Annotated in this window: 24 protein-coding genes; 16 read left to right on the forward strand and 8 right to left on the reverse strand. The window is 65.5% G+C overall.

Annotation, left to right across the window (positions count from 1 at the left end; genetic code table 11):
* Positions 1-3: 3 nt before the first annotated feature.
* The 10 genes from M2343_RS14595 (at position 4) to M2343_RS14640 (ending at position 7,137) form a co-directional block, all read left to right on the forward strand.
* Positions 4-492, forward strand: a complete 489-nt coding sequence (locus M2343_RS14595) for an RrF2 family transcriptional regulator (RefSeq protein WP_264573823.1) — start codon at positions 4-6, stop codon at positions 490-492.
* Positions 489-1,976 carry a Fe-S cluster assembly protein SufB gene (gene sufB, locus M2343_RS14600; protein ID WP_264573822.1) on the forward strand — a complete coding sequence of 496 codons (1,488 nt, stop codon included), beginning with the start codon at positions 489-491 and terminating at the stop codon, positions 1,974-1,976. The genes M2343_RS14595 and sufB overlap by 4 nt, the downstream gene beginning before the upstream one ends.
* Positions 1,977-2,103: 127 nt before the next feature.
* Positions 2,104-2,403, forward strand: coding sequence for a cytoplasmic protein (locus M2343_RS14605; RefSeq protein WP_264577201.1), 300 nt, complete (start codon positions 2,104-2,106; stop codon positions 2,401-2,403).
* A 33-nt stretch (positions 2,404-2,436) separates the two neighbouring features.
* A complete protein-coding gene (locus tag M2343_RS14610; RefSeq protein ID WP_264571816.1) occupies positions 2,437-2,904 on the forward strand; it encodes a hypothetical protein in 468 nt (155 codons plus the stop codon).
* Entirely contained in the window at positions 2,904-3,650 is a 747-nt protein-coding gene (gene sufC, locus M2343_RS14615) for a Fe-S cluster assembly ATPase SufC (protein ID WP_264577202.1), read from the forward strand. The genes M2343_RS14610 and sufC overlap by 1 nt, the downstream gene beginning before the upstream one ends.
* Entirely contained in the window at positions 3,647-3,991 is a 345-nt protein-coding gene (locus M2343_RS14620) for a hypothetical protein (protein ID WP_264577203.1), read from the forward strand. Before sufC ends, M2343_RS14620 begins: the two co-directional genes overlap by 4 nt.
* The gene (locus tag M2343_RS14625) at positions 3,991-4,743 is read left to right on the forward strand and encodes a SufD family Fe-S cluster assembly protein (RefSeq protein WP_264577578.1); all 753 of its coding nucleotides are present in this window, start codon (positions 3,991-3,993) and stop codon (positions 4,741-4,743) included. The genes M2343_RS14620 and M2343_RS14625 overlap by 1 nt, the downstream gene beginning before the upstream one ends.
* Before the next feature lie 232 nt (positions 4,744-4,975).
* Complete coding sequence (locus M2343_RS14630; protein WP_264577579.1) at positions 4,976-6,187, forward strand: cysteine desulfurase; 1,212 nt, start codon at positions 4,976-4,978, stop codon at positions 6,185-6,187.
* Complete coding sequence (locus tag M2343_RS14635) at positions 6,184-6,681, forward strand: SUF system Fe-S cluster assembly protein (RefSeq protein WP_181558413.1); 498 nt, start codon at positions 6,184-6,186, stop codon at positions 6,679-6,681. Before M2343_RS14630 ends, M2343_RS14635 begins: the two co-directional genes overlap by 4 nt.
* Positions 6,682-6,777: 96 nt before the next feature.
* On the forward strand, positions 6,778-7,137 hold the full coding sequence (locus M2343_RS14640; protein WP_264577204.1) for a HesB/IscA family protein: 360 nt from the start codon (positions 6,778-6,780) through the stop codon (positions 7,135-7,137).
* Positions 7,138-7,293: 156 nt separating this feature from the next.
* Here M2343_RS14640 and M2343_RS14645 read toward each other — a convergent pair whose 3' ends face one another.
* Positions 7,294-9,585: a S8 family serine peptidase gene (locus M2343_RS14645; protein WP_264577205.1), complete on the reverse strand. Its 2,292-nt coding sequence runs from the start codon at positions 9,583-9,585 to the stop codon at positions 7,294-7,296.
* Positions 9,586-9,801: 216 nt separating this feature from the next.
* Between M2343_RS14645 and M2343_RS14650 the strand changes: the two genes are divergently transcribed.
* The gene (locus M2343_RS14650) at positions 9,802-11,268 is read left to right on the forward strand and encodes a carotenoid oxygenase family protein (protein ID WP_264577206.1); all 1,467 of its coding nucleotides are present in this window, start codon (positions 9,802-9,804) and stop codon (positions 11,266-11,268) included.
* Positions 11,269-11,416: 148 nt separating this feature from the next.
* Here the strand turns inward: M2343_RS14650 and M2343_RS14655 are convergent, their stop codons facing one another.
* From M2343_RS14655 to M2343_RS14670, 4 genes are all read right to left on the reverse strand, one after another.
* A complete protein-coding gene (locus M2343_RS14655) occupies positions 11,417-13,867 on the reverse strand; it encodes a TonB-dependent receptor (protein ID WP_264577207.1) in 2,451 nt (816 codons plus the stop codon).
* A gap of 107 nt (positions 13,868-13,974) precedes the next feature.
* Positions 13,975-14,151 (reverse strand): YezD family protein, encoded by a 177-nt coding sequence (locus M2343_RS14660; RefSeq protein ID WP_264571822.1) that lies wholly within the window; start codon positions 14,149-14,151, stop codon positions 13,975-13,977.
* A gap of 132 nt (positions 14,152-14,283) precedes the next feature.
* The gene (locus tag M2343_RS14665) at positions 14,284-14,775 is read right to left on the reverse strand and encodes a nuclear transport factor 2 family protein (protein WP_264577208.1); all 492 of its coding nucleotides are present in this window, start codon (positions 14,773-14,775) and stop codon (positions 14,284-14,286) included.
* Positions 14,772-15,332, reverse strand: coding sequence for a nuclear transport factor 2 family protein (locus M2343_RS14670; protein ID WP_264577209.1), 561 nt, complete (start codon positions 15,330-15,332; stop codon positions 14,772-14,774). The genes M2343_RS14665 and M2343_RS14670 overlap by 4 nt, the downstream gene beginning before the upstream one ends.
* A gap of 169 nt (positions 15,333-15,501) precedes the next feature.
* On the opposite strand from M2343_RS14670, the gene M2343_RS14675 reads away from it, so the two are divergent.
* The gene (locus M2343_RS14675; RefSeq protein WP_264577210.1) at positions 15,502-16,509 is read left to right on the forward strand and encodes an aldo/keto reductase; all 1,008 of its coding nucleotides are present in this window, start codon (positions 15,502-15,504) and stop codon (positions 16,507-16,509) included.
* 2 nt (positions 16,510-16,511) lie between these two features.
* Positions 16,512-17,435 (forward strand): hypothetical protein, encoded by a 924-nt coding sequence (locus M2343_RS14680; RefSeq protein WP_264577211.1) that lies wholly within the window; start codon positions 16,512-16,514, stop codon positions 17,433-17,435.
* Here M2343_RS14680 and ald read toward each other — a convergent pair.
* Both ald and M2343_RS14690 read right to left on the reverse strand, forming a co-directional pair.
* Positions 17,432-18,550, reverse strand: a complete 1,119-nt coding sequence (ald, locus tag M2343_RS14685; RefSeq protein ID WP_264577212.1) for an alanine dehydrogenase — start codon at positions 18,548-18,550, stop codon at positions 17,432-17,434. The two genes, M2343_RS14680 and ald, sit on opposite strands and share 4 nt — an antisense overlap.
* A gap of 92 nt (positions 18,551-18,642) precedes the next feature.
* Positions 18,643-19,281 carry a TetR/AcrR family transcriptional regulator gene (locus M2343_RS14690; RefSeq protein WP_264577213.1) on the reverse strand — a complete coding sequence of 213 codons (639 nt, stop codon included), beginning with the start codon at positions 19,279-19,281 and terminating at the stop codon, positions 18,643-18,645.
* Between the two features lie 90 nt (positions 19,282-19,371).
* Between M2343_RS14690 and M2343_RS14695 the strand changes: the two genes are divergently transcribed.
* The 3 genes from M2343_RS14695 to M2343_RS14705 are packed head-to-tail and all read left to right on the forward strand — an operon-like array spanning position 19,372 to position 23,548.
* On the forward strand, positions 19,372-20,844 hold the full coding sequence (locus M2343_RS14695) for an efflux transporter outer membrane subunit (RefSeq protein WP_264577214.1): 1,473 nt from the start codon (positions 19,372-19,374) through the stop codon (positions 20,842-20,844).
* Positions 20,837-21,991, forward strand: coding sequence for an HlyD family efflux transporter periplasmic adaptor subunit (locus M2343_RS14700; protein WP_264577215.1), 1,155 nt, complete (start codon positions 20,837-20,839; stop codon positions 21,989-21,991). The genes M2343_RS14695 and M2343_RS14700 overlap by 8 nt, the downstream gene beginning before the upstream one ends.
* Before the next feature lie 27 nt (positions 21,992-22,018).
* Positions 22,019-23,548: a DHA2 family efflux MFS transporter permease subunit gene (locus M2343_RS14705; RefSeq protein WP_264577216.1), complete on the forward strand. Its 1,530-nt coding sequence runs from the start codon at positions 22,019-22,021 to the stop codon at positions 23,546-23,548.
* Between the two features lie 72 nt (positions 23,549-23,620).
* On the opposite strand, the gene gyrB is transcribed toward M2343_RS14705, so the two are convergent.
* On the reverse strand, positions 23,621-26,152 hold the full coding sequence (gene gyrB / locus M2343_RS14710; protein WP_264577217.1) for a DNA topoisomerase (ATP-hydrolyzing) subunit B: 2,532 nt from the start codon (positions 26,150-26,152) through the stop codon (positions 23,621-23,623).
* Between the last annotated feature and the right edge of the window lie 17 nt (positions 26,153-26,169).

Consider the following 26,169-nt stretch of genomic DNA (forward strand, 5'->3'; position numbering starts at 1 on the left):
AACATGCGCCTGTCGAGCCTTGCCGATTACGCCGTGCTGATGATGCGGACCGCCGCCTCGCAGTGCGGTGGCGCGCGGGCGAACGCCGCGAGCCTCTCGGCCAAGGCCGGCATCCCCGTGCCGACCGGACAGAAGCTTGCGAGCCTGCTCGGCCGGGCCGGGCTGATCAAGGCGACGCGCGGCAGCGGCGGCGGCATCAAGCTGGCGCGCCCTGCAGCGGCGATCACGCTGGCCGACATCATCGAGGCGGTGGATGGACCGATCGCGCTCACTGGCTGCCTCGAGCCCCACGGAGCGGAATGCTGCGCCCTCTCGCAGCCCTGTGACATCCGCCCGCACTGGATCGGCGTCAACGCGCTGGTCCGCGATGCGCTGGCGCATGTCACGCTGGCTCATCTCATCGCTTCCCCTGAAACGCTGCCGGTTGCGGCTTTCTCGCCCCCGGGCCTGACTGGCCCTGCAAGCGCAACCGCCATGGAGTCCGTGCAATGACTGCCCCGGTCGATACCCGCCCCAAGAATGAAGATGCGCTCGCCGCCGCCAAGAAGGTGAGCGACTATGAGTGGGGCTTCAGTTCGGACATCGAGCAGGAGTTCGCGCCCAAGGGCCTGAGCGAGGACACTGTCCGCTTCATCTCGGCCAAGAAGAACGAGCCGGAATGGATGTTGGAGTGGCGCCTCAAGGCCTATCGCCACTGGCTGACGATGGACTCGCCGGACTGGGCGAAGCTGAACGTGCCGCCCATCGATTATCAGGACGCCTATTATTATGCGGCGCCCAAGAAGAAGGTCGAGCTGGGCAGCCTGGACGAGCTCGATCCGGAGATCCGCCGGACTTACGAGAAGCTGGGCATTCCAATCGAGGAGCAGAAGGTGCTCGCCAATGTCGCGGGCGCGCGCCGGGTTGCTGTGGATGCTGTGTTCGACAGCGTTTCCGTTGCGACCACCTTCCGCAAGGAGCTGGAGGAAGCCGGCGTCATCTTCCGCTCGATCAGCGAGGCGATCCGCGAGTTCCCCGAGCTGGTGAAGAAGTGGCTCGGCAAAGTCGTGCCGATGCATGACAACTACTTCGCCACATTGAACTGCGCGGTCTTCTCGGATGGGACCTTCGTCTACATTCCGGAGGGCGTGCGCTGCCCGATGGAGCTCTCCACCTATTTCCGCATCAATGCCGAGAATACCGGCCAGTTCGAGCGCACGCTGATCGTCGCCGACAAGGGCAGCTACGTCTCCTATCTGGAAGGCTGCACCGCCCCGCAGCGCGACGAGAACCAGCTCCACGCTGCCGTGGTCGAGCTGGTCGCGCTCGACGATGCCGAGATCAAATATTCGACAGTGCAGAACTGGTATCCCGGCGATGCTGAGGGCAAGGGCGGCATCTACAATTTCGTCACCAAGCGGGCGCTCTGCCAGGGGCGCAACAGCAAGGTGAGCTGGACGCAGGTGGAGACCGGCAGCGCGATCACCTGGAAATATCCCAGCTGTGTACTGAACGGCGAGAACAGCGTCGGCGAGTTTTACTCGGTGGCGGTGACCAACAATCGCCAGCAGGCCGATACCGGCACCAAGATGATCCACAACGGCAGGAACACCCGTTCGACGATCGTCTCCAAAGGCATCAGCGCGGGCAAATCCAACGGCACCTATCGCGGCCTTGTGCGGATGAGCGCCAATGCCGAGGGCGCGCGCAATTTCACCCAGTGCGATTCGCTGCTGCTGGGTGACCAGTGCGGCGCCCACACCGTGCCCTATATCGAGGTGAAGAACCCGAGCGCCATCGTCGAGCATGAGGCGACGACGAGCAAGATCAGCGACGATCAGCTCTTCTACGCCCTGCAGCGCGGGCTGGATCAGGAAGCGGCGGTGAGCCTGATCGTCAACGGCTTCGCGAAGGATGTGCTCCAACAGCTGCCGATGGAATTCGCAGTGGAAGCACAGAAGTTGCTGGGGATCAGCCTTGAGGGATCGGTTGGGTGACTCCTGCGCTTTCTCCCACCGTCATGCCGGACTTGATCCGGCATCCCGCTTCGTCCAGCGCGGCGCCGAAAGGCAGCTGGACCCCGGATCAAGTCCGGGGTGACGAATTAGATAAGGCCATCGGAGGGTGACCGGCGAGTTCGACGAGGTCAGCGCAAATCCCGCCGAGTTAAAGCGACAAGGCGGTCCCGAGGTGGAAGCGCACGTCCATTGCGCTAACCATCGGACGGAGCTTGATCGAAGTAGCGTGGCGGGTTGTTTTTACTGCTGCACTAGTTTCGCCGCTGCCGGGATAGAGGATTGGGTTGATGATGGCGGAACAGCCTTGTGCCCGAACTGCGGCATCGACTCAGTGATTGGGGATGCTTCTGGTTTCCGGGTTTCGGATGAAGCATTTTTGAAGCGGATGCACAGCATCTGGTTCTGACGATCAAGAATTTAAGAATCGAAGGACAGACTTTTGAGCGACGAAGACGATATCCAGGATGCCCTCGCCGATTTCGCGGAAGATGTCGGCAATGGCCAGTCGTGGACGGCGGCCATCCGCATCCTGACCGAGGATTATGAACTGGAAGAGGGCGAGCTTCAGCCGCGTGCCGTCCAGGATTTCGGCGATCTCGATGCCTATCAGGCGCAGTGCCGCGAGGCGCTGGCCAAGGGCGATGCGACGTTCACCGAGCGGCTGCGGACGGACAAGGCGTTCCACAAGGCGAAGGCGCCCAACCTCGCGCGCATGGGGCCGGTGAGCGAGTTCGTCGTGGGCCTGCTGGAGAAGGGCGCACCGGAGCCGGGCGCCGACTGGTGGCCCTATATGCCGATCAAGCGGCACATCGACACGCTGTTCCCCGCCCCCGGCGACGTGCGCGACATGGCCTTCTGGACGGCCCGCACGCTCATCCGCCAGCACGAGCAGGAAGGCGCGCGCTGATGCTGATCATCGACAATCTCCACACCGAAATCGACGGCAAGGCCATCCTCAAGGGCCTCAGCCTCTCGATCAATGCGGGGGAAATCCACGCGATCATGGGGCCGAACGGCGCGGGCAAGTCCACGCTGGCCTATACGCTTGGCGGCCGGCCCGGCTATGAAGCGACGCAGGGCAGCGTCTCGTTCAACGGCGCCGATCTGCTCGACATGGAGCCGCATGAGCGCGCCGCCGCCGGCTTGTTCCTCGGCTTCCAATATCCGGTCGAGATTCCTGGCGTTTCCAATGTCCAGTTCCTGCGCGAGGCGCTGAACAGCCAGCGCCGCGTCCGCGGTGAAGAGCCGCTGTCCGCCGCCGATTTCCTGCGGCTGGCGCGCGAGAAGGCGGCGCTGCTCGGCATGGACATGGAGATGCTCAAGCGCCCGGTGAATGTGGGCTTTTCCGGCGGCGAGAAGAAGCGCGCCGAGATGGTCCATATGGGCATATTGGACCCGAAGCTGGCGATTCTCGACGAGACCGATTCCGGCCTCGATATCGATGCGCTCAAGACCGTGGGCGCAGGGATCAACGCGATCATGCGCGCGCCGGACAAGGCCGTGCTGCTCATCACCCATTATCAGCGCCTGCTCGATTATGTGCAGCCGGACTTCGTGCACGTGCTCGCCGCCGGCCGCATCGTGAAATCGGGTGGACCGGAACTGGCGCTGGCGCTGGAGAAGGACGGCTATGCCGAGGTGGTCGCCGCATGAGTTTGATTGCCGCCTTGATGCTCGCCCAGAGCGCCGTCGCTGCGCCGCCGGTGCCGAATGAGGGCGCGACCGACGAGGGCATCACCGTCATCGCGCAGCGCCTGCGCGGCGTCCAAGTGGGCATTACCCGTGACGCGGCGGGCAAATATCATTGCGGATTGAGTGAATCGACCGGCGTGCGCAAGCTCGACGCGGCCTTGTGCAAGGCCACCACGCAATGCGTGCGCAAAGGCAAGGCGACGCAGGACGAGGTGCGCGCCTGCGTGGACAAGGCCCGGCCCTCGTTGGTCGCGCGCATTCGCGAGTATCTGTCGACCGAGCGTGCGGGAGGCGGCGCATGATGGCACCGGCAACGCTCCCCACGCGCCGCGACGAGGCTTGGCGCTATAGCGATCTCGACGCTGCGGCGCAGGTCTGGCCCGTGGGCGCGCCCGAGCGGATCGTCGTCGCGCCCGGCGAAGTGCGCACGCTGGCGCTGCTGCAGGATGGCGCGGACGGCGAGAGCATCGTGCGCGATCATTTGGTCGAGATCGGCGCGAGCGGGACGCTCAACGTCCATCTGCTGAACAGCGGCGGCACGCTGGGGCGGGTCACCTTCGACGTGACGATGGCGCGCCATGCGCATTTCGAGCTGAAGGCGGCGTTGATCGGTGGCGCCGCGCAGACCATCGAACTGGTGACCACGCTCAACCATGCTGAGCCGGAAGCGACCAGTGCACAGACCGTGCGGGCGATCGCGGCGGGCAAGGCGACGACCAATTATCTCGGTCAGATCCGCGTTGCGCGCGATGCGCAGAAGACCGATGCCGCGCAGAGCTTCAAGGCCATGCTGCTCGGCCGCACCGCCACGGCCAATGCCAAGCCGGAGCTGGAGATCTTCGCCGATGACGTGAAGTGCGCCCATGGCGCCAGCATCGGCCAGCTCGATGCCGCTGCCTTGTTCTACATGGCCTCGCGCGGGATCGATCCGACAAGCGCCAAGGCGCTGTTGCTCGAAGCCTTCATCGCCGGGCTGTTCGACGACATGGCCGACGAGGCCGAGCGCGAGCGGTTCGCGACCGTGGCGCGGGCTAGGCTGGAGGCGCTGGGATGATGGGGCGTGCTGCTCTTCTGAATGGTTCGCTGACCTCTGCCATCCCCGTGCTCCTGCGAAGGGGCCGTGCTGGGCGTGTCTCGACTTCGCTCGACACGAACGGGAGGGTGGGCGTGATCGGGTTATTCCGGCCTCGGGTTCGCGCTCGCGCGCTCTATTTGGAGTTATCGGCGTGATGACGACCAAGACCCCGTTCGTGTCGAGCGAAGTCGAGACACCCTCCGCCGCAACCATGAACGCGCTCCACAGCCGCCGCACCGATTTCCCCGGCCTCGTCACCGCTGACGGCAAGCCCTGGCACTATCTCGATACCGCCGCCACGGCACAGAAGCCGCAGGCGGTGATCGACGCCACGGTGCGGGCAATGGGCGCAGACTATGCCACGGTCCATCGCGGCGTTTACGCCCGCTCGGCGGATATGACGCTGGCCTTCGAGGCCGCGCGCCGTCGCGTGGCGGAGTTCATCAACGCGCCGAGCGAGAATGAGATCGTGTTCGTGCGCGGCGCGACCGAGGGGATCAATCTCGTCGCGCAGAGTTGGGGTGGCGCCCATCTCAAGGCCGGCGACCGCATCCTGCTCTCGACGCTCGAGCATCACAGCAATATCGTGCCCTGGCAGCTCATTGCGCAGCGGACCGGTGCGCAAATCGACGTCGTGCCGCTGACGCCGGATGGTCGCATCGATCTGGATGCCATGGCGGCGATGCTCCGCCCGGAGCACAAGCTCGTGGCACTTGCGCATGTCTCCAATGTGCTCGGCAGCGTGCTGGACGTGCGGCGCGCGGCGGAGATTGCCCATGGCGCCGGGGCGCTGCTGCTGGTCGATGGCTGTCAGGCCGCGCCGCGTCTCGCCATCGATGTGCAGGCGCTGGGATGCGATTTCTATCTCTTCTCCGGCCACAAGTTGTACGGCCCAACCGGCATCGGCGTGCTGTGGGCGCGGGGCGCAATCCTCGAGGCCATGCCGCCTTATCATGGCGGCGGCGCGATGATCGACAAGGTGACCTTTGCGCGCACCACTTATGCACCGCCCCCGGCGCGGTTCGAGGCCGGGACACCCGCGATCATCGAGACGATCGGGCTGGCGGCGGCAATCGATTATGTCGAGGCGATCGGGCTCGATCGCATGGCTGCCCATGAGGATGCACTGGTCGCCCGCACGCGCGAGGCGTTGCGCGGCATCAACACCATCCGCCTGCTCGGGCCTGAGGATGCGGCGGGAATCGTGTCTTTCGTGATGGAGGGGGTTCATCCTCACGACATCGGCACTATCTTGGATGAGAGCGGCGTGGCGATCCGCGCGGGCCATCACTGCGCACAGCCGCTCATGGCGCATCTCGGCGTCGAGGCGACGGCAAGGGCCAGCTTCGGGATTTACAATGATGAAAGCGATATCGAGGCGCTGCTGCGCGGCCTCGATCGGGTCAGGACGATATTCGGATGAATGACGAGAGCAGAATCAGGACCGAGGAAGTCGAAGGCGTCGCCCCGCCGCCGCGCGCTCGCGTGAGCGATGTGGTGGAGGATGCTTCCGGCGTTGCGGAAAACGCCTCGGACAAGGTCGCCCGCAAGCGCGACTATCTGGAGGGCTTTCTCGCCCAGAAGCCCAGCGATGCGCCCGCCGGTGAGCCGGGCGGCGCGACCTATGATGCGGTGATCGATGCGCTCAAGAGCATCTTCGATCCGGAAATCCCCGTGAACATCTACGATCTGGGGCTGATCTACGGGGTCGAGGTGGGCGAGGACAATCATGTCGCCGTCACCATGACGCTCACGACGCCGCATTGCCCGGTCGCAGAGTCGATGCCCGGCGAAGTGGAAATGCGCGTGGGATCGGTGCCCGGCGTCGGGCTGGTGGACGTCAATCTCGTCTGGGACCCACCGTGGGACCCGCAGAAGATGAGCGATGAAGCCAAGCTGGAACTGGGGATGCTGTAAACACTTAGCCCCTCCCCTTCAGGGGAGGGGTTGGGGTGGGGGCTGGCGGTTATTTCCCCGACCTGCCCGACCGGAGTTACTGTGAAGGACGGAGCCATGACCACGACCACCACCAAGCGCCCGCTGCCCGCCGCCGTCACGCTGACGCCGGCCGCCGAGCAGCGCGTTGCGGATCTGATGGCCAAGGCGCCTGAGGGCGCGATGGGCGTCAAGCTCTCCACGCCGCGCCGGGGCTGCTCGGGGCTGGCCTATTCCGTCGACTATGTGAGCGAGGTCGCGCCGTTCGATGAGCGCATCGAGACGCCCGGCGGCCTGTTCTTCATCGATGCCGCCTCGGTGCTCTACCTCATCGGCTCGACCATGGACTGGGTGGAAGACGATTTCGCCGCCGGCTTCGTGTTCAACAATCCCAACGCCAAGGGCGCCTGCGGCTGCGGCGAAAGCTTCACCGTCTGAAGGCGGGCAGTTCTCCCCTCTCGTCATTCCCGCGCACGCGGGAATCCAGGGGCGCAATCGCAGTTCGGCTGGGTTCTGGATTCCCGCGTGCGCGGGAATGACGGGAATAAGTGGGCTCTGAGTTTGGCCAGCCCACCATTCGGCAGCAGTCGAGCCTCAGAACCCTACCGACCAACGCAGGGCCATGCCCAGTTCATCGGGTATGGCCGCGATGTTGCTGCCCTGCTCGCGCAGGAAGAGGTTGGCGCCCAGCCAGCCGGGGCCGATGCCGCGCTCATAGCTCAGCTCATAATCGCGCTGGCGGCCGCGCGGCACGAGGTTGAGCGGCACGCGCGCGTCGGTCGCGATTTCCTGCTCCCAGTCCCAGGCTTGAGGCACGATCAGCGTGAAGCGGCTGGCGATGACGCGCAGCGGTTGCGCGATGCGCAGGCCCACCAGATCGCCGGGCGCGAAGAGATTGCCCCGGGCCAGATCAGCCGACCAACTCTGGCTGACCAGCGATCCGCCTTCGCGCAAGGTTCCACCCGCTGCGGCGCGGGTCCAGCCGCGCTGCCAGTTGGCCGAGAGGCGGACGGCGCCCGGCAGGTCGGCGCGCGCACTCAGCCGGGTAAACAGGCTGCGCGCTGACTGCGCGCCGAAATTGGCGGAGAAGCGGGCGCCGAGCAGCGTGGCCTGTTCGTCCAGCATCGTCGTCCCGGCAGTGAGGCCGATCGCCCCGCGCTGATAGTCGAGCGAGAGCGACGCCGCGTGATAGGGCGTAGCGCGCCACTGCTCGGCATCCGCGAGAGCGGCACGTTGCATATCGCCCCGCTCGAACCCGCCGGTAACGGTCAGCGCCGGTGACAGCTGCTGCGAGACGGTGAGGGCGGCTTGGGCCTGCCGGTCGGCATGATCGGCATCGAAGCCATGATCCGCCATCAGGAAGCTGGGGCCGGCACGGTCGGCGAGGCGCTGTTCCAGGGCGGCGATGCCCGTCCGCAGGCCAAACATCACGCGCGCGTGGGGCGCGATCTGCGCGCTCAGCGTGCCGGAGAGCAGCCGGGTGCGGGCCTCGTCTGACTGACGGAACGCAAACGGATCGCGCGTGGTGGCGGCCTCGACCGTCGGGCGGAGATTGAGCGACAGGCTGAGCGCCGGCGTCCCCAGATTGAGATGGCGCTGGGCGGTGTCGAGCGCAGCGGCGAATTCCCGGCGCGGTGCAGGGCGGGCGAAGCGCGGGGTCAGGTCCACGCGATAGGCGCGCTGATAATCGTCCAGCGCAACCGCATCCAGCGCGGCAGGCGTGGCATCGCCCATCGGTGCGGACAGTATGCTGGTCGAAAGGGGTGAGAGCGCGATCTGTGTGCCAGCCATGCTGAGCGGGCCGACAGGCTGGAACGCCTTGGCGATATCCAGGATGCCCACGCCATAGCGCGCATCCGCGCCCGGCGCGCCGACATCGCGCGCGCTGTTCTTGAGCAGCGCAACGATCTGCGCGCTGGTGAGATTGGGGAAGGCATCCGCCAGCAGCGCAGCGGCGCCGGCCACCTGCGGCGCGGCGAATGATGTCCCGGAATAGAGATAATCAGTGCCGGTGTGATCGAAGGACAGGACGCGACTGCCGAGCGCGGCGATGCTCACGCTCTCGAAGCCGGCGACACCGGCCGAGAAGCTGCTCACCGTATCGTTGCTGTTTACCGATGGCGCGATGATCACGAGGCCGTTGCTATAGGCCGGATTGGCAAAGGATTGCGCCAGCTCGTCCGGCGCGGCCATCATGGGCTGGCCGTCCTCGTTATTGCCGGCGGAAATGACAATGATGATGCCGGCCTGGGTGGCGCGCTTAACCGCCTGCAGCAGATAATTGGGAGCCGCGCCGCCCCCGAGCGAGACGTTGATGATCCGTGCGCCATTGATCCTGGCATGGTCGATGGCGTTGGCAATGGCCGTGGTGCTGTGCTTGCAGCCATCGGCATCGCAGTCGGACTGGTCGTCGGTCCGCAGCGCCATCACGGTCGCGCCCCAGGCCATCCCCATCACGCGCCGGTTGTTGCGCCCTGCAGCAAGCACCGCCGAGACCGCCGTGCCATGGCCCTCCACATCCGTGTAGCTGCTGTTGCCGGCAAAGTCCGCGGAGGCGGCGCTGATCCGGCCGGTGAACTCGCCGGTCGGATCCGAGAGGCCGCTGTCCACCACGCCGACCGTCACACCCGCGCCGCTGGCGCCCGCCTGATAGGCAGTGATCGCGCCATGATAAGGCAGGCCGGAGGAATTGCGGTATTCGCTGGTGTCGTAATTGACCGTGCTGGGTGTCGGCGCGGGCGTGGGTGCCGGGGCCGGAGTTGGGGTCGGTGTGGGAGCCGGGGCGGGTGTGGGTGTGGGCGTCGAATTGAGCGCGCCGCCGCCACCCCCGCAGCCGGCCAGCGTCAGCAGCGCCACTACCGAGCCAAAAGCGATCACATGCCGCATGATTGCAGGTTCCCCGTCCGCGCGACGATGCGCGCTGCGACACTAGCGGCGCCTGGTTAACGGGCTGTTTCGCAAAAACAGGGCTGCGAGGGGGCGGTTGCCAGCCTGTCCAATCAGGCGACGAGATGATCCAGGCGCGTGTTGCGCTCGATCAATTTCTGCGGATGCGCGGGCCGGTAGATCAGGCGCGAGAGAGAGAATCGAGGAGAGCGACGCATGGCCCATTTCCCCAACACGTTCGGTTTCACCGGTACACTTCGCCCGCTCCGTTTGCAGGGCGACATTCACGACGTCGAAATCGAGGGGGAAATCCCCGCCGATCTGGATGGCGCCTTCCACCGCGTCCACCCGGACAATCAGTTCGCGCCCAAATTCGAGGACGACCAGTTCTTCAATGGCGACGGCATGGTCAGCATGTTCCGGGTCAAGGATGGCAAGGTCGATTTCCGCCAGCGTTATGCGCAGACCGACAAATGGAAGCTGGAGAACAAGGCCGGCAAGTCGCTGTTCGGCATGTACCGCAATCACCTGACCGACGATCCGAGCGTCGAAGGGCAGATTCGCGGCACCGCCAACACCAATGTGCTGGTCCATGCCGGCAAGCTCTACGCCATGAAGGAGGACAGCCCCTGCCTGCTCATGGACCCGAACACGCTGGAGACGCATGGCTATACCGATTTCGGTGGGCGGATCGACAGCAAGACCTTCTGCGCCCATCCGAAGATCGACCCGGCCACCGGCAATATGTGCGCCTTCTCTTACATGTCCAAAGGGCCGATGACCCATGACATGAGCTATGTGGAAATCTCGCCAACCGGCGAGCTGCTGTTCGAGATTCCCTTCCAGAACAAATATCTGTGCATGATGCATGATTTCGGCGTGACGGAAGATTATGCGGTCTTCTCGGTCATGCCGCTGCTCACCAGCATGGAGCGGCTGGAAAAGCGCCTGCCCTATTTCGGGTTCGACACCACCCAGCCGGTCTGGCTTGCCGTGCTACCCCGGCAGGCCGGCGCCACGGCCGCGGACATGCGCTGGTTCAAGGCGCCATCCAACTGCTTCGTGGGCCATGTGATGAACGCCTTCAACGAGGGCACGCGAATCTACTTCGATCATCCGGTGGCGGCCAACAACAGCTTCCCCTTCTTCCCGGATATTCACGGCGCGCCGTTCGATCCGATTGCGGGCCTGGGCTATCTCAGCCGCTGGAGCGTCGACATGGCGTCCAACAGTGACGAGTTCGAGAGCATCGAGAAGCTGACCAATCTCGCCGACGAGTTCCCCCGGATCGATGATCGCTACGCCACGCAGGCTTATCGCCATGGTTGGATGCTCGTGATGGATCGGGAGAAGCCCTATGAAGGGCCGGGCGGTCCGTTTGTCGGCATGATCAACAGCCTTGCCCATATCGATCTCGCCACGGGGAGCACCAAGATCTGGTGGCCGGGGCCGCAATGCGGCATCCAGGAGCCCTGCTTCGTTCCGAAATCAGCGGATGCGCCGGAAGGCGAAGGCTATGTGATCGCACTGGTCGACAATCACGTGACCAATTATTCTGAGCTGTGCTTCTTCGATGCCCAGCATGTCGACGAGGGACCGATCGCCCGCGCCAAGCTGCCCGTGCGCATCCGGCAGGGGCTGCACGGCAATTGGTCGACTGGGGAGCAGCTGGTGGGGATTTGAGGGGCGAGGCTACTCCCTCCAAAGCCGCCATCCCAACATCCCGTTCGTGTCGAGCGAAGTCGAGACACCAAAGCAGAGCGCTGATCGTGTCTCGACTTCGCTCGACACGAACGGGGAAGGGCATGGTCAGCCCTCCCCCGCCGCGTGACTAGAACGAGACCTTCACCGTCGCGCCCCAAGTGCGCGGGTCGCCGGGCAGGCCGGCGATCAGGCCGGTATTGCCGGGGCCGACGAACAGCTGCTCGTAATAATTCTCGTTAAAGGCATTTCGCACCCATCCGAAGATGTCGAGGCCGGCATCCGTCCGGAAGCCGAGCCGGACGTTCGACAGGCTGTAGCCGTCGATCCAGGTGTAAGCCGAGGGTGAGGCGTTGGACGAGAAGTTGGAGCGATAACTGCCGTCATAGCCGACATACACCTCGCCGGTCTGGCCGAGCAGCGTGGCCGGCACATTGCCTTCCGTGCCAAAGGAGAGCGCCCATTTGGAGACGCCCGGTAGGCGCTGGCCTGAGATGTCGCAATTGGCCGGGCTAAAGCCACCGGGGGTGCCCGGCGCGCTCGGCGTATTGGTCCCGGCTGCCGTGCCGCCAGAAAGCTCCGGCGGACAAGGCGCGTCGACGAAGCGCCGATAGGTCGCGTCCGTGTAGGCGCCATTCACATAGGCATTGAAGCGCTGGCTCGGGCGCACCGAGAAGTCGACCTCCACGCCTTGCGAGCGGACCTTGTCGGCATTGGCGAGATAGCCGCGCAGCACGCCGAACTGGCCGTTGTTCACCGTGGCCTGATAGTCCTTGATGTCGGTGCGGAAGGCCGAGAGGTTGAGCGTCGCGCGACGATCCCAGAACTGCGCCTTGATGCCGGCCTCGAAATGCTGGACCTGCTCGGGCCGGATCTGCCCGGCGGCGAGGATCGGATTGCCGGCGGCATCGGTGGGCAGGCCGTTCTGGTTGATGCCGACCGTCTTGAAGGTCTTGGCATAGGTCGCATAGGTCAGGATGTCCGGGGCGACGCGGTAGCTCACTGTGAGGTCGTAGCTGAAGTTCCAGTCGCTGGCCTCCGGCGCGCTGAGCTGCGGGGTAAAGACACCGAGCTGCGCCGCACGCACAGTGCCCGTGTCCGTCGCGAAGATTTCCACACCCTGCCCATCGAAGACGCGGCGCTGGTAGAAGCCTTCCTTCTTGTCATAGTTGAGGCGCAGGCCTGGCTGGATGGTCAGCGCGTCGGTGGCCTTCCACGCGAGCTGGCCGAACAGCGCCAGGCTGGTGCTCTTGAGATATTGCGTGTTGCGCGCGGTCAGCCCGTTCAGCACCGCCGGGTTGCTGGCGAGCGCACTGGTCGGGTTCAGCGTCCAGCGGCTGGATGCCGAACCATGCTGCTCGGTTCCCTGCGTGTCGATCCGCTGGTTGAAGGCAAAGGCGCCCAGGACGAAATCGAACTGCTTGCCGCTGTAATTATAGCGCAGCTCCTGCGTGTACTGATCCTGCTGGGAGGGATTCTGCGAGAGCGTGACGATCGGCAGGCCGGTGAAATCGCGGTCGTTCTCCGGTTTCCAGTTCCAGCTGCGCCAGGCCGTTACGGAGGTGAGCGTGCCGGGGCCGACATCCCACTTCAACCGCAGGGCGACGCCGCCGATCACGTTGCCGGCATTGAGGCTGGCATCGAGATCGGTGAGGCGGTCAAAGCCATTGAGGCTGGGTGGCGCGTAGTTCTGCGCCGCAGCCAAGGCGGCGAACTGGCGATTGAGCGGGCGCTGGGTGGCGCCCGTGCGCACGAACACCGAGCCGCAGCAGGCCGCATCCTGCTCGCTATAGTCGCCCACAAGGGTGGCGCTGAACGTGTCGGTCGGCTTCCAGAGCAACTGCCCGCGCAGGCCGATATTGTCCTGGCTCTGAATCCACCGGTCGGTCGTGACATTGTAGATCGTGCCACGCCGGCTGGTGCTGGAGACGGCGATGCGTGCGGCCAGCGTGTCCGAGAGCGGGCCGGAAATGGCGGCCTTGGCCTGCTTGAAGTTCAGGCTGCCCACGCTGACCTCCGCCTTGCCCTCAAAGTCGAAGGTCGGCTGGTTGGTGGTGATATTGATCGCCCCGGCTGTGGTGTTCTTGCCGTAAAGCGTGCCCTGCGGCCCGCGCAGCACTTCAATCTGCGCAACGTCGAGAAAGTCGAAGGTCGCCGAGGCCACGCGCGAATAATAGACGTCATCGACATAGATGCCGACGCCCTGCTCGAAGCCATCGCTGGTGAGGCCGAAGGGCACGCCGATGCCGCGGATGTTGACCGCCGTGTTGCGCGGATTGGACGAATAGAATTGCAGCGTGGGGGCAAGCTGCTGGAGACGGCCCACATTGAAGGCCCCGGTGCTGTCGAGCTGGGCACCGCCGACGACGGAGACGGCAATCGGGATTTCCTGCGAGGTTTCGGAGCGCCGGCGCGCCGTCACCACGATCTCCTGCGGGGCGCTGCGGTCTTCATGCGCTGCGGCCGTGCTGCGGGAGCCGGTAGCGGGCGCTGGGCCCGCGGTTTCGTCCGCTTGCGCGGTGCCATGAAAGAGAAGAGCTGCGGCGAGCGCGCTCAGCGAAAGAAGCGGTCTGTTGACCATGGTGAAATCCCCTTGTTTGGAAAAAAGGGATGCCTCCAGTGGTCCGGTCAGCATCATGCTATGGGTCTGTTATCGGCGCGGGCGGCCAGGCGGCCCGCCGGAAATTGTCAGGCGGTCAGCCTGGTCTTCTCGGTCACCTCGATCTGGACGAGGCGGCCTTCATGCACGGTCAAATGCACGGCGCCGAATTTGAGGCGGTCAAGATGCTGCCGAATCAGAGAAAGCGCGCTGCCATGGGGATCATCCCCGCTCTGCGCAGCGGAATGGGGCGTGGGTGTGGACATCGGCCGTTCCTCCTGTTTTGCCGGGTCGGAGGCACTAACTTAACTCAATCGATTATATTGACAATAGGATTGCGATGAACATTTGCTTTTCCGCGAGGAACGGCAGCTTCCTCCTGCGCCGCCCCAGCTCCGCTAAGGTCGGCGCGTAGGCATGAGCCGCTTCACAGACCGGCGCGCGAAGACCCAGCGCCCGTCTTCGCGCACCAGATCGTCCTCATAGGCGGCCATGAGCATGGGCGTAGGGCGGCTCCGCTCATCCGGCACGACGTAGAGGGACATGGACGTCGCCCTGGCGCTGTCCGAGCCGGTGAAGGTCACGACCTCGTTGAAGAACAGGTGATAATTCGGCTCTGCAAAGCCCATGGCATTGCCGGCGAAGACCTTGCGCATCATCTCGCCCGTAGCCGGCCCCCGCGCTTCTGCGCCACCGCCGGCGGCATAGACGCCATCCTTACCGAACAGTCGCCCGAACCCCGCGAAGTCGCGCGCGTCGAGCGTGCTGCCATAAGCGACGAGCAGCGCGTGGATGGCGGCGCGATCAGCTGTCTCGTCGCGCTGGGCGCTGGCAGGAAGAGCGGCACCGGCGAGCAGCGCGATCGCGGCGATGGGGCGCAGCCCGATCATTGCGCGGCCTGACGCGCGCGGACGACCTTCATCCATTCCTCGGCGGTGGGCATCACCGGATAATCGACGCGGCGCCGGATCTTCCATTCGCCACTCTCGCGGATGAATTCGTCCTCATAACGGCCCGCGAGCGCGGGGACGGGCTCGCCATTCGGGCCGCGCCAGATGAGCAGGTGGCGCGAGTGCGCCGTCGCCCGGTCACCGTCGATGTCGATCTGGATGTTGGACGTGAGGTGATAGTTCTCGTTGTTCAAGAAGCCCGCGGGCGGCGTGCCATAGAGGTTGACGAGCAACTGGCGGATTGCTGCGCGCCCCTTGTGGACTGCCTTCCCGTTCGCCCATTCGCCATCGGTGGCAAACAGATTCGCATAGGCGGTATAGTCGCGGGCATCCTGCGTGGCGGCATAATCGACGATGATGCGCCGGATCGCCAGCTCATCCTCCACCCGCTGCAGCCGCTGCTCGACGGTGAGCGGCGCTTTTGGCGTCTCCGCCAGGCTCGCCCCGCTCAGTCCGACCATGGCCAGCAAGCCTGCAGCTATAATTGCATCACGCATCGCACTCTCCCTCTATTCTGTGTGCCCTTGCCGGGCATCATCGAGCGGAGGTTAATGGCCGAAGGTGGAAATTTGAATGGACGCGCTGTCCTCAAGGCTGACGGCGATTGCTTAGCATGGTAGCGATTGCCAATCGCACGATCGTGTCAGGAGGGAGAGGAGAGGGACTATGGACTATCGCTATCTGGGGCGCAGCGCCCTCAAGGTCTCGCCGCTTTGCCTTGGCACCATGATGTTCGGCGGCGCGACGGACGAGCCCACGGCGACGCGGATCATCCACAAGGCGCGGGATCAGGGGATCAATTTTCTCGACACTGCCGATGGCTATAATGGCGGCCAGTCGGAGGAAGTGGTGGGCCGCGCGATCCGCGGCCATCGGCATCATTGGGTCGTCGCCACCAAATTCGGCCATGCCTTCGGGAAGGGGCCGAATGAGGGCGGGCAGTCGCGCAAATGGATCGTGCAGGATGTCGAGGCGAGCCTCAAGCGGCTGGGCACCGATTATATCGATCTCCTTTATTTTCATAAGGCCGATCCTCATGCGCCCTTCGAGGAAGGCCTGCGGGCGATCGACGATCTGATCGCGCAGGGGAAGCTGCGTTATTATGGCGTGTCGAACTTTCGAGGCTGGCGCATCGCCGAGATCTGCCGCGCGGCGGACGCCATTGGCATGGACCGGCCGGTTGCGAGCCAGCCACTGTATAACATGGTCGATCGCCTCGTTGAGGTGGAGCAGATGCCCGCCGCCGGCCATTATGGCCTGGGCGTCGTGCCCTACAGCCCGCTGGCCCGGGGCGTGCTGAGCGGCAAATATGCCGGTGACGGGCCGCCGCCGGCGGACTCCCGCGCCGCGCGGGGCGACATCCGTCTCAAGCAGACCGAGTGGCGCACCGAATCGCTGGCCATTGCTGAGGCGGTGAATGCCCATGCCGCCGCTAAGGGCGTGAGCACCGTCGCCTTCGCTTTGGCCTGGGTGCTGCGCAACCGCTTCGTCAGCGCCGCGATTGCCGGTCCGCGCACCGAGGCGCAGTGGGATGCCTATCTCGATGCGCTGAGCGTGCCGATGGGCCCCGAGGACGAGGCCTTTGCCGACGGACTGGTGGCCCCCGGTTATGCCTCCACCCATGGCTATACCGATCCGGCCTATCCCATCGAGGGCCGGCAGGTGCGGGACTGAGCATGGCCGCTGCGGCGGATATCTACGCGGCCCCGGCGGTATCGGTCGATGCGCTGCATGATCGGCTCTATCGCGGCGATATCGTCCGCTTTAGGACCCTTCCGGCGATGCGCACGCTCGCGGATCATGCGCGCGCCTTCGTCGAGCAGCACCTCGCGCCCCACGATCCGGAGCGCATTCACGCGGCGCTGGACAGGGTGGCGCTGGCGGAAACGCTCGACGCCGTACAGCGCGCCTTCTCCAATGACGCGCAAGCCAAGAACTTATGGCGCGCGCTGTTCGAGGCGGTGGGGTTGCAGGCCGACGACGTGGCGCGGGACCGGCTGCTGCTGCGCTTCCAGCCGCCCGTGCCGGCGGATAACCAGCCGCACAAAGCGCGCAGCACCGCGACGGTCGGCTTCCATCGCGATAGCTGGGGCACCAATCTGGCGGCGCAGGTCAACTGGTGGGCGCCGGTCTGGCCGATCACAAGCGGGCGCACCTTCGCGTTTCTGCCCGAGCTGTTCGACCGGCCGATCCCCAATGACAGCGCCGATTTCGATCTCGCCGAAGCGATGGCCCGGCGCCGCACCGGCAGCGCCTCAGCCGATCGCGGTCGCATGGCGCCGCGCCCGCTCGTCCCCATCGATGCCGCCCAGGGCACGCCGGTGCTGATCGCGCCGGGCGAGATTATCGCCTTTTCGGCGCAGCACGCTCATGTCGGGGTGGAAAACCGGACCGGGCTGACGCGCATCTCGTTGGAGACGCGCACCGTGCGGATCAGCGATCATCTGGCAGGGCGCGGCGCGCCGAATGTCGATGGTCGCGCGCGCTGGATTGCCTATGCGCTGTTCCGGCGGCTCAGCGATGGCAGACCGCTGGCCGATGTGCTGGGCGTCAGCCCGTTGATGCCCTTTGGCGAGGGGCCGGCGGTTCCCGGGATTTAGGACCCGAGTGCGGCCTCCACCGGTTCCACCTCATAACCCAGCGCCTCCGCGACGGCGGGGCAGGTGACCTTGCCGGCACGGACATTGAGGCCATTGGCCAGATGCGGGTCGCGGGCAAGCGCGGCGCGCCAGCCGAGATCGGCGATGCTGAGCGCATGGGGCAGGGTGACGTTGTTCAGCGCGTAGGTGCTCGTGCGCGCCACGGCGCCGGGCATGTTGGCGACGCAATAATGCACGATGCCATCCACAATGAAGGTCGGCTCGGCATGAGTTGTCGGCCGGCTGGTCTCGAAACAGCCGCCCTGATCGATCGCGACATCGACGAGCACTGCGCCGCTCTTCATGGATGAGAGCATGTCGCGTGAGACCAGCTTTGGCGCAGTGGCGCCGGGTACCAGCACCGCGCCGATCACCAGATCCGCATCGACAAGGCTTTCCGCAAGCGCCGCGCGGCCCGAGAAGCGGGTCTTCGCGCGCCCCTCGAAGTGGGTGCCGAGACGCTCCAGAACATCCGGGTTGCGGTCGAGAATCGTCACGTCGGCGCCCAATCCTGTGGCCATCTGCGCGGCATTGAAGCCGACCACGCCGCCCCCGAGAATGACCACCTTGGCCGGCAGGACGCCCGGCACGCCGCCGAGCAGAACGCCGCGCCCGCCATGCGCCTTCTCAAGCGCGGTCGCGCCGGCCTGTATGCTCATCCGCCCGGCCACCTGGCTCATCGGTTTGAGCAAGGGCAGCGTGCCGTTGGGCCCGGTCACCGTTTCATAGGCGATGGCCGTCACGCCGGAGCGAACCAGATCGGCCGTCTGGGCGACATCAGGGGCGAGATGGAGATAGGTGTAGAGAATCTGCCCGGGCCGAAGCATCGCGCGCTCCTCGGGCTGCGGCTCCTTGACCTTGACGATCATCTCGCACTGCTCGAACACCGTCCGCGCATCGGGCTGGATGATCGCCCCGGCGGCGCGATAATCCTCATCGCTGCTGCCGATGCCTAGACCCGCGGCCTGTTCGACCCAGACTTCATGGCCGTGCGCCACCAGTTCCCGCACGCTCTCCGGGGTGAGGCCGACACGATATTCGTGGTTCTTGATTTCCCTGACTGTCCCGATGCGCATCGAATTTCTCCTGTCTTCTGCACATAGGAGAGGATGTGTTGGAGACAATGAGGCTGCGGGCCGCGCGGGGGCGACGATGCGCCGCCCGGATCTCAGGTGCCCCGCGCGTAGGCCCGCATGAAGATGTGCGTGAAGCGGAGTGCATAGACGTCAATCTCGGCGTCGTTCAGTCGCTCGAATCCCCAGATCGCCCGCATGTGCTGGCCGATGCACAGGCCCATCAGGGCTTCCACCATGACTGCGGGGTCTTCCTCGATCAGCGCGCCGCTGGCGATCTGCCGGGCAAAGAAAGCCTGCAATGCGCCTTGGACAGGCTGCGCGGCCCGCTCATGGAAAATCTTGCCGACCTCGGGAAAGCGCCCACTCTCCGCAACGACCAGCCGCCAGGTGGCCTGCCCATCGGGTGACGTGATCTTGCGCAGGAAGGCGCGACAGAAGGCGATAAGCGTGCACTCAAGATCGGCCTTCGTTGCCAGCACATCTTGAATCTCGGCGCGAAACTGCAGGCTGACTTCCTCAACGACTGCGGCGAACAGGTCTTCCTTTGATCGGAAATAGCCCCACAACGTCGCTTTGGAGCCGCCGAGCGTCTTGAGCAGGCCAGACATCGACGTGCCGGCATAACCATGCTCCAGAAACGAGGTGCGCGCAGCGTCGACAATGGCCTGCCGGCGGTCCTGCTTGCGGCTTTCCCGGCGCGTGACGGGGAGTGTTTCAATATCCTGCTCCATAACCGTACTATACAGTACAGTTTTCTGTTGACAACCCCGTCATGGAGGATCAGAGCGCTGACTGTACCCAACAGTACGGTTTTTCGACTCATGGCCACGACTTTCCTGTCTCGACGCGCTGGTGCCCTGCTCGCGATGCTGGCTCTCCCCGGCTGCGCGGCCGTCCCCCATATGGGACCGGCACCGGCGATCGCGCCGTCCGACCATTACGCGGCGAGCCAGAGCCTGGCTCCGACTGCCCCGGGCGCGCCTTGGGTCAAGGCGGATTGGTGGGCCAGCTATGGCGACCCGCAGCTCGACGGGCTGATTCAGGAGGCGCTGGCCGGATCGCCGGATCTCGCGGTTGCGCTAGCCCGTGTCCGCCGGGCCGGGGCGATCGCCCAGCAGGCCGGCGCGGCCCGCTTGCCCTCGCTTGATGTGTCCGCCGGCGGCTCCGCTGCCAAGCAAAGCTATAATAACGGCATTCCGCCGGCTTTCGTGCCGCAGGGCTGGAACAGCTCGGGCAATGTCCAAGCCGCGCTCGGTTTCGATCTTGACCTCTGGGGTCGCAATCGCGCGGCCTATGCCGCTGCCCGCTCGGATGCCGAGGCGGCGCAGCTCGATTATCAGCAGGCGGCGCTGATGCTCTCCACTAATGTCGCGGATGCCTATGCCGATCTGGCGCGGCTGTTCGCGCAGCGGGCGGTGCTGCAGACGGCGCTGGAGGTGCGCGAGAAGACGCAGGGCCTGGTGAGCGATCGCGTGACCTCCGGCCTCGATACCCAGGCAGAGCTCAAGCAGGCCAGCGCCGCCGTGCCCGCCGCCCGCAGCGATCTCGCCGCGACGGATGAGCAGATCGGGCTGGCTCGCAACCGGCTGGCAGCCCTGCTCGGCGCCGGCCCGGATCGCGGTCTGGCGATCATGCCGCCGGCCGTGACCATCGCGGCGCGGGGCATCCCCGAGGATGTCACCACCGATCTGGTCGGCCGCCGGCCCGACATTGCCGCCGCGCGTGTGCGGGTGGAGGCCGAGGCGAGCCACATCAAGGTTGCCCGCGCCGATTTCTATCCCGCTATCAACCTGTCCGCGATCTTCGGCTTTCAGTCGCTCGGGCTATCCAACCTGTTCAAGAGCGGCTCCGACTATGGCAGTGTTGGTCCGGCGATCACCCTGCCGATCTTTCGCGGCGGCGCACTGCAAGGGCAGTATAAAGGCGCCCGCGCCGGCTATGACGAGGCCGTGGCGAGCTACGACCGGACAGTGACCGACGCCTATCGCGCCGTCGCAGATGCCGTCGTCAGCCAGCGCGCGCTGGCCGTTCAGCTTGAGCAATCGCGCAAGTCGCTCGCGGATTTCGACGCGGCTTATGCGATTGCCACGCAGCGATACGAGGGCGGGCTCTCCACCTTTCTCGATGTGCTGACCGCGCAGGACCGTGCGCTGCAGGCCAAGCGCACCGTGGCCGATCTTCAGGCGCGGGCCTTCACGCTCGACGTCGCACTCGTCCGTGCGCTCGGCGGCGGATTTACCGATACGGGCACGGCTGCCCAAACGACGCCCACCAAGGATGCTACCCATGGCTGAAGCTGACCCTCACTTCCCCGCCGCTACTGCAACGCAAACGTCGGACGCTGCGCCCTCCCGCAGTCGGCGCAAGACGGCTTTGCTGGCGATTGCCGGCGCGGTTCTGCTCGCGGGCATCGGTTATGGCGGATGGTATGCCGCCATCGGCAGCCACTATGTCGAGACCGACAATGCCTATGTCGGCGCAGATACCGCGCAGATTACCCCCATGGTCGGCGGACAGGTGGCGGCCGTGCTCAAGACGGACACGGACAGCGTGAAGGCGGGCGACATCCTTGTCCGGCTCGATGATCGCGATGCGCAGATTGCCCTCGCGACCGCGCAGGCCGAATTGGCCAAGGCGCGCCGCCAGTTCGGGCAGGCGAGCGCGACAAGTAACGCGCTGTCCGATCAGGTTCTCGCCCGGGGCGCGGACATCCGCAGCACGCAGGCCCAACTCGTCGCGGCGCAGGCCTCGTTCGAGAAGGCGCAGGTCGATTATAGCCGGCGCAAGGCGCTCTCCGCCAATGGCGCGGTCTCCGGTGATGAGCTGACGGCGGCGACCAACGCGCTCGCCGGCGCGCGTGCCGCGCTGGAGCAGGCCAAGGCCGCCATGGCGCAGGCCAGCGCGTCGCGCGGGGTTGCCGCGGGCAATCTCGCCGCCAACGATGCGTTGATCCAGGGCAGCACGGTTGAAACCAATCCGGATGTTCTCGCCGCCAAGGCAAAGGTGCGGCAGGCCGAGCTCGATCTTGAGCGAACCGTCATCCGCGCACCCATCGATGGCGTCATCGCCAACCGGACCGTGCAGGTCGGCCAGCGCATCGCGCCGGGCGCGACGGTGATGCGCGTCGTGCCGGTCGGTCAGGTCTATGTCGACGCCAATTTCAAGGAGAGCCAGCTCACCAAGGTGAAGCCGGGCCAGCCGGTGACGCTGGTGTCCGATCTCTACGGCAGCAGCGTCGAATATCATGGCCGCGTCGTCGGCTTTTCGGGTGGCACCGGATCGGCCTTCGCGCTGATCCCAGCCCAGAATGCGACCGGCAACTGGATCAAGGTGGTGCAGCGCCTGCCGGTGCGCGTCGCGCTCGACGCCAAGGAGCTGGCCGCGCATCCGCTGCGGGTGGGGCTTTCGATGACGGCCGAGATCGATACATCGGCGCACTGAGCGCGACCGGATAGGAAGGGCACAGACATGGCCAGCAAAGCGGATGATTTCACGCCGCTCTCGGGCGCTGCGCTGGTGATTGCCGGCGCGGTGCTCGCGCTCAGCAATTTCATGATCGTGCTGGACACGACGATCGCCAATGTCTCGGTGGCGCATATCGCCGGCTCGCTTGGCATCTCCGCCTCGCAGGGCACGTGGATCATCACATCCTATGCGGTGGCGGAAGCGATCTGCGTGCCGCTGACCGGCTGGCTGGCGGGGCGTTTCGGCACCGTGCGCACCTTCACCTTCGGCATGATTGGCTTTGGCATCTTCTCGGTGCTCTGCGGCCTTTCGAGCAGCCTCGGGATGCTGGTCGCCTTCCGCATCGGCCAAGGGTTGTGCGGCGGGCCGCTAATGCCGCTCAGCCAGACCTTGCTGATGCGCATCTTCCCCAAGCATCTGCGGGGGCAGGCAATGGGCCTGTGGGCGATGACCACCGTCATCGCGCCGATCCTCGGCCCCATCCTGGGCGGAACCATCAGCGATAGCTGGTCCTGGCACTGGATTTTCTTCATCAACATCCCGGTGGCCGCGCTCTGCGCCTATGGCGCCGTGCGCTTCCTGAGCCGCGCCGAAACGAAGACCGAGAAGATGCGTGTCGACACGATCGGGCTGGCGCTGCTGATCCTGTGGATCGGCGCGCTGCAGGTCATCCTCGACATCGGCCGCGAGCATGACTGGTTCGGGGACAGCAAGATCGTAATCCTGGCGATCATCGCGCTGATCGGCTTCGCGCTGTTCCTCGCCTGGGAGCTGACCGAGGCGCAGCCGATCGTCAATCTGCGGGTGTTCCGGCATCGGGGCTTTTCCGCAGCGGTGCTCAGCCTGTCGCTTGCCTTCGGGACGATGTTCTCGGCGGTGGTGCTCATCCCGCAATGGCTGCAGACCGACCTTGGTTACACCGCCACCGACGCTGGCTATGTGACCGCCTTCATGGGCGTGGCTGCTGTCATCATGTCGCCCATCGTCGGCAAGCTCACCAACAAGGTCGATCCACGCGTTCTGGTGACATTCGGCATCCTGTGGCTCGGCCTCACGTCGCTGCTGCGGGCGCACTGGACGTCGGGCGCGGACTTCTGGACGCTGGCCTTCCCGCAGCTGATGCAGGGCATCGGCATGCCCTTCTTCTTCATTCCGCTCACCACGATTGCGCTCTCGGCGGTGGACCCGGACGAGACCGCATCGGCGGCGGGCGTGATGAGCTTCCTGCGCACGATGGCCGGCGCCATCGGCACCTCCGTCGCGACGACCATGTGGGCCAATAATGCCGTGACGGCGCGCAGCGAGATGGTCGGCGCCATGAACAGCGAGGCGACGCGCGAGGCGCTGCAAGGCGCCGGCTTCTCGCTCGATCAGGTGCGCGGGGTGATCGAGCAGACCGTCCAGCAGGAAAGCCTGACGGTGGCGATCAACCACATGTTCCTGCTGTCCGCGGCCGCCTTCGTGTTCGCTGCCGCAGCAGTATGGTTCGCGCCCCGGCCGAAAAGGGCCGTCGATCCGGGCGCGGCACACTGATGGACACCCTCAGCCGACTCGATATCAAGCAGGCCGAGGGCGCCTCATTCCAAGCCGGCTAGTGGGGGCGCCTCAAACGTCGAGATTGGCGACGTTGAGGGCGTTGTCCTGGATGAACTCGCGGCGTGGTTCGACGATGTCGCCCATCAGGCGCGTGAAGATCTCGTCGGCGACGTCCGCCTGCTCGATCTCCACGCGGAGCATTGAGCGCACATTGGGGTCGAGCGTGGTTTCCCACAGCTGGTCGGCGTTCATCTCGCCAAGGCCCTTGTAGCGCTGGATCGCGAGGCCCTTGCGGCCGGCGGCCAGCACGGCGTCGAGCAGTTCGGACGGGCGAGTGATCCGCACGCCGCGCGCCTGCGTGGCGGCGGGCAGGGCGGTCTCCTCGCCGTCGCTGTCTTCCGCCTCGCTCTCGGCCTGCGCCTGCGCGGCAGCGCGCGCGGCGAGCAGATGGCTTGGGCTGGCGTAGAGGCTCGCCTGCTCCTTGGTCAGCGTGTCCAGCTTGCGGGCTTCGGCGGAATTGAGGAAGGCCGGCTCGATGATGTGGTGATCGGTCACGCCGCGCACCAGCCGCTCGAGATGATAGCCGCCCTCGGCCGAGAGGCGGCCGGTCCAGCGGCCTTCCTCGTCGGTCCGGTCCAGCCATTCCGCCGCGCGGGCGAGCGCCTGCGCGCGGGCATCGTCGGAGAGATCGAAGGCCAGCGCGCCGGCCAGCGCCAGCGCCTCGACGATCGCACCGTCATAGCGACGCGGCACATAGCGCATCAGCGCGCGGCTGCGCCGGGCATGGTCGATGAGGTCGCGCAGGTCCTGACCCGAGCGGGTGCCGGTTTCCGTCTCCAGCACCAGCGTATCGACACCATTGTCGACCAGATACTGGTCGAGCGCGGCTTCGTCCTTCAAGTAGACTTCGCTGCGCCCGCGCGTAGCTTTGTAGAGCGGCGGCTGGGCGATGTAGAGATGCCCGGCCTCGATGATCTGCGGCATCTGCCGGTAGAAGAAGGTCAGCAGCAGCGTGCGGATGTGGGCGCCGTCCACGTCGGCGTCTGTCATGATGACGATCTTGTGGTAGCGCAGCTTCTCCAGATTGAAGTCGTCGCGAATGCCGGTGCCCATCGCCTGGATGAGCGTGCCGATCTCGCGGCTGGCCAGCATCCGGTCGAACCGGGCCCGCTCGACATTGAGGATCTTGCCGCGCAGGGGCAGGATCGCCTGGAAATGCCGGTCGCGGCCCTGCTTGGCCGAGCCGCCGGCCGAATCGCCCTCGACGAGGAACAGCTCGGATTTGGCGGGATCGCGCTCCTGACAGTCGGCGAGCTTGCCGGGCAGGGAGGCGATGTCCATCACGCCCTTGCGGCGCGTCAGTTCGCGGGCTTTCTTGGCAGCCTCGCGCGCGGCGGCGGCGTCGACCACCTTCTGGATGATCGACTTGGCGTGGCCGGGATTTTCCTCCAGCCATTCCTGCATCTTGTCGGCCATCAGGCTTTCAAGCGGCTGGCGCACCTCGGAGGAGACCAGCTTGTCCTTTGTCTGGCTGCTGAACTTGGGATCGGGCAGCTTGACCGAGACGATGGCGGTCAGCCCCTCGCGCATGTCCTCACCGGTAAGGCTGACCTTCTCCTTCTTGAGCAGGCCGGACTTGTCGCCATAGCTGTTGAGCGTGCGCGTCAGCGCGGCGCGGAAGGCGGCCAGATGAGTGCCGCCGTCTCGCTGCGGGATGTTGTTAGTGAAGCAGAGGACGTTCTCGTAATAGCTGTCGTTCCACTCCAGCGCGACATCAATGCCGATGCCGTCCCGGTCCGCCGAGATGGCGATGGGGTCGGGCATCAGCGCGTTCTTGTTGCGATCGAGATATTTCACGAAGGCCGCGATGCCGCCCTCGTAGAACAAGTCGTGCTCCTTCACCTCTTCATGGCGCTTGTCGCGCAGCAGGATGCGCACGCCGGAGTTGAGGAAGGCAAGCTCGCGATAGCGATGCTCCAGCTTGTCGAAATCGAACTCGGTGACGTTCTTGAATGTGTCGGTTGAGGCGAGGAAGGTGACGCGCGTGCCCTTTTTGGGCTTGCCGTCGACCACGGGCGCATCGCCGCGCACGACGAGCGGGCCTTCCGCATCGCCATAGCGGAAGCGCATCCAGTGCTCCTTGCCCTCGCGCCACACGGTCAGCTCCAGCCACTCGGACAGGGCATTGACGACAGAGACGCCGACGCCGTGCAGGCCGCCGGACACTTTATAGGCATTGTCGTCGGAGGTGTTCTCGAACTTCCCGCCGGCGTGCAGCTGGGTCATGATGACCTCGGCCGCCGAAACGCCTTCCTCGCGGTGAATGTCGGTCGGGATGCCGCGACCATTATCCTCGACCGAAACGGAGCCGTCCGGGTTCAGCTCGATCAGCACCAGATCGCAATGCCCGGCCAGCGCCTCGTCAATGGCGTTGTCGCTGACCTCGAAGACCATGTGGTGCAGTCCGGAGCCGTCATCGGTATCGCCGATGTACATGCCGGGGCGCTTGCGCACGGCGTCCAGGCCCTTGAGCACCTTGATGCTGTCGGCACCATAATCATTTGCGTTCTGAGCGGGGGTCGTATTGCTATTGTCCGTCATGCCCCAGCCTATAGGAA

Source organism: Sphingobium sp. B8D3B (assembly GCF_025961875.1).
Taxonomy (GTDB): Bacteria; Pseudomonadota; Alphaproteobacteria; order Sphingomonadales; family Sphingomonadaceae; genus Sphingobium.

Bases quoted from the DNA above. Each gene is read 5' to 3' on its own strand.
- M2343_RS14595 (WP_264573823.1), top strand. From the start codon at position 4: ATGCGCCTGTCGAGCCTTGCCGATTACGCCGTGCTGATGATGCGGACC.
- sufB (WP_264573822.1), top strand. From the start codon at position 489: ATGACTGCCCCGGTCGATACCCGCCCCAAGAATGAAGATGCGCTCGCC.
- sufC (WP_264577202.1), top strand. From the start codon at position 2,904: ATGCTGATCATCGACAATCTCCACACCGAAATCGACGGCAAGGCCATC.
- M2343_RS14620 (WP_264577203.1), top strand. From the start codon at position 3,647: ATGAGTTTGATTGCCGCCTTGATGCTCGCCCAGAGCGCCGTCGCTGCG.
- M2343_RS14625 (WP_264577578.1), top strand. From the start codon at position 3,991: ATGGCACCGGCAACGCTCCCCACGCGCCGCGACGAGGCTTGGCGCTAT.
- M2343_RS14630 (WP_264577579.1), top strand. From the start codon at position 4,976: ATGAACGCGCTCCACAGCCGCCGCACCGATTTCCCCGGCCTCGTCACC.
- M2343_RS14635 (WP_181558413.1), top strand. From the start codon at position 6,184: ATGAATGACGAGAGCAGAATCAGGACCGAGGAAGTCGAAGGCGTCGCC.
- M2343_RS14640 (WP_264577204.1), top strand. From the start codon at position 6,778: ATGACCACGACCACCACCAAGCGCCCGCTGCCCGCCGCCGTCACGCTG.
- M2343_RS14645 (WP_264577205.1), bottom strand. From the start codon at position 9,585: ATGCGGCATGTGATCGCTTTTGGCTCGGTAGTGGCGCTGCTGACGCTG.
- M2343_RS14650 (WP_264577206.1), top strand. From the start codon at position 9,802: ATGGCCCATTTCCCCAACACGTTCGGTTTCACCGGTACACTTCGCCCG.
- M2343_RS14655 (WP_264577207.1), bottom strand. From the start codon at position 13,867: ATGGTCAACAGACCGCTTCTTTCGCTGAGCGCGCTCGCCGCAGCTCTT.
- M2343_RS14660 (WP_264571822.1), bottom strand. From the start codon at position 14,151: ATGTCCACACCCACGCCCCATTCCGCTGCGCAGAGCGGGGATGATCCC.
- M2343_RS14665 (WP_264577208.1), bottom strand. From the start codon at position 14,775: ATGATCGGGCTGCGCCCCATCGCCGCGATCGCGCTGCTCGCCGGTGCC.
- M2343_RS14670 (WP_264577209.1), bottom strand. From the start codon at position 15,332: ATGCGTGATGCAATTATAGCTGCAGGCTTGCTGGCCATGGTCGGACTG.
- M2343_RS14675 (WP_264577210.1), top strand. From the start codon at position 15,502: ATGGACTATCGCTATCTGGGGCGCAGCGCCCTCAAGGTCTCGCCGCTT.
- M2343_RS14680 (WP_264577211.1), top strand. From the start codon at position 16,512: ATGGCCGCTGCGGCGGATATCTACGCGGCCCCGGCGGTATCGGTCGAT.
- ald (WP_264577212.1), bottom strand. From the start codon at position 18,550: ATGCGCATCGGGACAGTCAGGGAAATCAAGAACCACGAATATCGTGTC.
- M2343_RS14690 (WP_264577213.1), bottom strand. From the start codon at position 19,281: ATGGAGCAGGATATTGAAACACTCCCCGTCACGCGCCGGGAAAGCCGC.
- M2343_RS14695 (WP_264577214.1), top strand. From the start codon at position 19,372: ATGGCCACGACTTTCCTGTCTCGACGCGCTGGTGCCCTGCTCGCGATG.
- M2343_RS14700 (WP_264577215.1), top strand. From the start codon at position 20,837: ATGGCTGAAGCTGACCCTCACTTCCCCGCCGCTACTGCAACGCAAACG.
- M2343_RS14705 (WP_264577216.1), top strand. From the start codon at position 22,019: ATGGCCAGCAAAGCGGATGATTTCACGCCGCTCTCGGGCGCTGCGCTG.
- gyrB (WP_264577217.1), bottom strand. From the start codon at position 26,152: ATGACGGACAATAGCAATACGACCCCCGCTCAGAACGCAAATGATTAT.